Origin of the sequence: Conyzicola sp. (assembly GCF_046714715.1) — a bacterium.
Classification (GTDB): domain Bacteria; phylum Actinomycetota; class Actinomycetes; order Actinomycetales; family Microbacteriaceae; genus Conyzicola.
The window spans coordinates 1-3,401 of the sequence record NZ_JBKKAD010000152.1 but is presented as its reverse complement, the minus strand read 5'-3'; the positions used below and the strand labels follow the sequence as shown (position 1 = coordinate 3,401).

The window sequence follows — 3,401 nt, the reverse complement described above, 5'->3', positions numbered from 1 at the left end:
GCACCTTCTCGAAGTCGGCGAACACGCCGTTCGCGGCGTCTTCGAGAATCGCGTCGGGCTCCCACGAGCGCCAGAGCTTGCGCACGACGTCGACCCACTCCTGCGCGCGGTCGTAGCGCAGGTCGTGCTCGATCTGCTTGTCGAGCCCGTAGTTCTGCGCGGCGATGTCGCTGCCGCTCGTGACGACGTTGAAGCCGAGACGTCCGCCCGCGAAGTGCTGCAGCGTCGCGAGCAGCCGGGCCGCGGTGAACGGCTCGTAGAAGCTGGCGCTGAGGGTCGGCACGATGCCCAGCCGCTCGGTGGCTGAGAGCAGGTAGGGCACCAGCGGCAGCGGGTCGTGCTTGGGCACGAACCGGGCGTCGCGCAGGTTCACCTCGGCGGTGCCACCGTAGGTGTCGGGCACGGTCACGCCGTCTTCGATGATGAACAGGTCGAGACCGGCCGCCTCGAACACGCGGGCGGCGTCCTGGTACACGGGCGGCTGTTTCCAGTCGTATCCGATGCCGTAGGTGGGGTCGCCCCAACCCTGCACGCCGAAACCCGCGCCCAAGAACCATCCGAAATGCTGCAGTGCCATCAGTCGCCCGATCCGTCGGCGAAACCGTCGGCGTTGACGTCGGCGGTCTCCAACCAGTTGTTGTTGTACGCCTTGCTGAGGTAGTTGCCGCCGCCGTCCGGCGCGATCACAACGATCACCGAGCCCTCGTGGGCGGTCGCCGCGACCTGCAGCGCCGCCGCGACGGCGAGTCCCGACGACGGGCCGAGCAGCAGCGACTCCTCCACAGCCAGCCGGCGCACGGTGTCGTAGACGACCGCGTCGGCGATCGTGACGATCTCGTCGGTGACGTTCTTGTCGAAGATCGACGGCCAGTTCGACTCGGGCCAGCGCGTGCCGACGCCGTCGACGATGATCGTGCTCGCCTCCGCGCCGCCGTAGGTCGAGCCGACCGGATTCGCGCCGACCACCCGCACCGCGCCCTCGCTCACCAGCTTGAGGAACCGGCCGGTGCCGGTGACCGTGCCGCCCGTGCCGATGCCTGCGACGAAGTGGGTGACCGTACCGCCGGTCTGGTCCCAGATCTCGGGCCCGGTCGTGCGGAAGTGCGCCTCGGGGTTCGCCTCATTCACGTACTGCGACGAACGCCACGCGTTGGGGATCTCCGCCGCGATGCGGTCGGCGATGGCGCGTGCGTTCTGCGGGTTCTCGGGGCCGGCCTCCCAGTCGGCCTCGACGAGCTCGGCACCGTAGGCGGTGAGCAGTGCGCGCTTCTCATCGGAGATGAACGCGCTGTGGATGATGATGACCGGATGACCCGTCAGCCGCCCCACGAGGGCGAGGCCTATCCCGGTGTTGCCCGAGCTCGACTCGACGATCGTCGCGCCGGGAAGCAGGGAGCCGTCGGCCTCGGCCGTGCGGATGAGGTTGAGCGCGATGCGGTCTTTCGACGACCCGCCGGGATTGCGGCTCTCGAGCTTCACCAGCACGCGACAGTTCAGACCGGTCGTGAGGTTGTGCAACTCGACGATCGGGGTGTTGCCGATCAGGTCGGTCACGGAGGAGAGGATGCCGGCCGGGTAGGCCGGGCGCACCCCTGTGGGCTCTCCGATTATGGTCATCCGACGACACTAGAACCCGAGGCGATCCCCGCAAACTCGTATTGCCCACTGTGACGGCGGGCGACATCCGCCGTCACATCCGCGCGTCGCTCGACTCGCGTTCCTCCTCCGCCGTCTCGCCCTCGTACTGCGCCACGAGCTCTCTTTTCAGCACCTTGCCGCTCGCGCCGAGGGGCAAGGACTCCACGATCTCGATGCGACGCGGGTACTTGTAGGCGGCGAGCTTCTCCTTCGCCCACTCGACCAGCGCATCCGCTTCGAGCTCGCTGTCGGCGGTGAGCACGACGCAGGCCATCACCTCTTGGCCGTGGGCCTCGTCGGCGACGCCGAACACGGCCACACTCGACACGTCGGGGTGCCCGCTCAACACCTCTTCGACCTCGCGCGGGTAGACGTTGTAGCCGTTGCGCACGACCATGTCTTTCTTCCGGTCGACGATCCACAGGTAGCCGTCGGCGTCTTTTGTGCCGAGGTCGCCGGTGCGCAACCAGCCGTCGACGACCGCGCGGGCCGATTCCGCGGGCAGGTTCAGGTAGCCCGACATCAGGTTGTGGCCGCGGATGACGATCTCGCCCAGCTCCCCGCGGGGCAGCAGCTCGACGCGGTCGTCGAGGTCGCTCTGGGCGATCTCCACGTCGACGCCCCAGATGGCCTGGCCCACGCTTCCTGCCCGTGGTTCGCGGCCGACGTGGTTGAAGCTGGCGACCGGCGACGTCTCGGTCAGACCGTAGCCCTCGTAGATCTCGACGCCGAAGACCTCCCGGAAGCGCTCGATCACCGCGAGCGGCAGGGAGGCGCCGCCCGAGACCGCGTACCGCAGGTTCGGGCGCTCGTCGGTGTTCTTGGCGGCCTCGAGCAGCGCGATGTACATCGTCGGCACGCCCATCATGATCGTGCACTCGCTGTCGATGAGGGCGCGCAGGGCAGCGTCGCCGCTGAACTTGGGAAGCAACACGACCTTGGCGCCGGCGCGCATGGACGTGTTGAGCGCGCAGGTCTGCCCGAAGGTGTGGAAGAGCGGCAGGCAGCCGAGCACGGTGTCTTCCGCGGTCAGGTCGAAGGTGTTCAGCAGCAGGGTGTTGGTCTGCTCGACGAGCGCGAGGTGGGTGCCGAGCGCCCCTTTCGGTTTACCGGTCGTGCCGCTCGTGTAGAGGATCGTCGCGGGATCCGAGGGCGACCGCGGCATGTAGCTCTCGATCGGTTCGGCCTCGGCGGCGAGCTCCTCGAGCTGCGGCACTCCCGCGATGGCGCCGGGGGCGAGCACCGAGAACACCGGAACGCCGGCGAGCGCGCCGCCCCATTCGCCCTCCGCGAGCAGCGGTGCGGCGCAGATCAGGATGCTCGCGCCCGAGTCGCGCAGAACGTACTCGATCTCGTCGGCCTTGAGCAGCGCGTGCACGGGCACCACCACGGCGCCGAGGCTCAGCACCGCGTAGTACACGCGGGGGAAGTCGGCGACGTTCGGGATCAGCACACCCACCGCGTCGCCGGGCTTGACCCCCCTGGCGCGCAGCGCGCCGGCGTAGCTGCGGGTCTCATCCCAGAGCCGGGCGTAGCTGATCTCGTCGTCGCCGACCGCGATCGCGATGCGGTCGGGCGTGCGCTCGGCGGATTCCTTGAGGATCGCGGCCACGGATAGCGTCTGAAAGGTCGAGTCCATCGTGAATCTCCTGTCGTCGTTGACCGGGTGTTTCTTCGCACGCTACGCCGCCGTCAGCGCCGGGGCAACTCCCTGAGCATTGCGTCATTTAGCGTAGGCAACCGTCACATTCGGGCGAGCGGGC

3 protein-coding genes are annotated in these 3,401 nt (G+C 68.5%); all 3 read right to left on the bottom strand.

Features of this window, described 5'->3' with window-relative positions:
* On the bottom strand, window positions 1-577 hold a 577-nt coding region (locus ACLQ6X_RS11285; protein WP_411700260.1), incomplete at its 3' end, for an LLM class flavin-dependent oxidoreductase.
* Entirely contained in the window at window positions 577-1,617 is a 1,041-nt protein-coding gene (locus tag ACLQ6X_RS11280) for a PLP-dependent cysteine synthase family protein (RefSeq protein WP_411700259.1), read from the bottom strand. The genes ACLQ6X_RS11285 and ACLQ6X_RS11280, both read right to left, overlap by 1 nt.
* 73 nt (window positions 1,618-1,690) lie before the next feature.
* Window positions 1,691-3,277, bottom strand: a complete 1,587-nt coding sequence (locus ACLQ6X_RS11275; RefSeq protein WP_411700258.1) for a long-chain-fatty-acid--CoA ligase — start codon at window positions 3,275-3,277, stop codon at window positions 1,691-1,693.
* Between the last annotated feature and the right edge of the window lie 124 nt (window positions 3,278-3,401).

Bases quoted from the DNA above. Each gene is read 5' to 3' on its own strand.
- ACLQ6X_RS11280 (WP_411700259.1), bottom strand. From the start codon at position 1,617: ATGACCATAATCGGAGAGCCCACAGGGGTGCGCCCGGCCTACCCGGCC.
- ACLQ6X_RS11275 (WP_411700258.1), bottom strand. From the start codon at position 3,277: ATGGACTCGACCTTTCAGACGCTATCCGTGGCCGCGATCCTCAAGGAA.